Below are 1,432 nucleotides of genomic sequence, written 5' to 3' on the forward strand. Positions count from 1 at the left end.
GGCTACGGGATGCCCGAAAGCGATTCCAAGCGATTTCTGGATGTGATTCAAAGTTTTCGACCGGTTCGGTGGAGAGCTTTGAATGTCATTTGGCGATATTCGAGTTGCGGAGCGGGCTGACTGGCTGATCGAACGGGTGGCGACAGCAGGCACGCTGGTCTTGCGGAAGTTGGGGGAGACGCGAGCCGGCGAGAAGGCCATTCACCGATTTCTGTCCTCGCACCACGTCTCGGTCGATCGGATCGTCGAGACGCTGGCGGCTCGGACTGCGGCTCAATGCGTGGGACGGCGTATTCTGGCGATCCAGGACACGAGCGAGATCAATTTCTCCGGCCGTGACAAGAAGCGGCGCGGCTTCGGTCCTGGCGGGGACGGAAAAACACCCGGCTTCTTCATCCATCCCGTGATTGCCCTCGACGTCGAGAGCGAGGCGGTGTTGGGACTTGTCGATGCGGAAATCTGGACGCGCTCAGCCGGACGAGTTCCGGCTCGCCGCAAGCGAGCGATCGAGGATAAGGAGTCGATACGCTGGCTGTATGGCTGTCAGGCGGCTGCCGGCGTCTTATCGGAGGCGGCCAGCGTCACGATGGTCGCCGATCGCGAAAGCGACATCTACCCGTTGTTTACGCGTAAGCCGGAAGGGCTCGATCTGATCGTGCGTGCTGCGCAAGATCGCTGCCTGTCCGATGGCAAAATGCTGTTTGCAGCGCTTGCCGAGACGAAGGTGCTGAAAACAAGCCTCGTCAAGGTGGCGCCGCGCGGCCCCGGCGATAAAGGGCGCGGGGCGACCGTCGAGCTTCGCGCCGGAAGCGTGTCTCTTGCCCGGCCACAGAGCCTGAAACGATCAGAGGCCTGCGATGCCATCGACATGACTTTGATACAGGCGCGTGAGATCGATGCGCCCGCCGGCAAAACACCGTTGTTGTGGCATCTGCTCACGACCCATTCCGTTGCCAGCGCGGCAGATGCCGAACAGATCGTGCAACTCTATCGATTGCGCTGGCGCATCGAACAGGTCTTCCGTGCTCTCAAGAGCGATGGCTTGGCTCTCGACGACAGTCAGGTCATCGATGCCGATCGCATGTTCAATCTCGCGGCGATCGGGCTTGCTGGCGCTATCCGGACCATCCAGCTTGTCGACGCCAGAGACGGCAGTCCCCGTCCCATGAGCGACGTGATCGACCCGGCCTTCAGACCAGCTCTGGGGCACCTATCAAAAACGCTCGAAGGCAAGACCGCGCGGCAGCAGAACCCACATCCTCCCGATTCCCTCGCGTTCGTCGCATGGATCGCGGCACGCCTCGGCGGCTGGAATTGCTACGGTAAACCACCAGGGCCAAAGACAATGCGAGACGGCTGGGATCGTCTCGCTGCAATGCTTGAAGGCTATCTACTTGCAACCCAAAGCATAAAACCGGGAATCCCGTAGCCC

The 1,432-nt window shown here is 61.0% G+C and carries 1 protein-coding gene; it reads left to right on the forward strand.

Going from position 1 to position 1,432, the window contains the following annotated elements; all coding sequences use genetic code 11:
- Positions 1-82: 82 nt before the first annotated feature.
- Positions 83-1,429 (forward strand): IS4 family transposase, encoded by a 1,347-nt coding sequence (locus QX039_RS33025; protein ID WP_315774328.1) that lies wholly within the window; start codon positions 83-85, stop codon positions 1,427-1,429.
- Positions 1,430-1,432: the final 3 nt, after the last annotated feature.

The organism is Bradyrhizobium sp. SZCCHNR1043 (assembly GCF_032489675.1).
In the GTDB taxonomy this organism is placed as follows: Bacteria; Pseudomonadota; Alphaproteobacteria; order Rhizobiales; family Xanthobacteraceae; genus Bradyrhizobium.

Excerpts from the sequence above, each read along its gene's own strand:
- QX039_RS33025 (WP_315774328.1), top strand. The coding sequence starts at position 83 with ATGTCATTTGGCGATATTCGAGTTGCGGAGCGGGCTGACTGGCTGATC.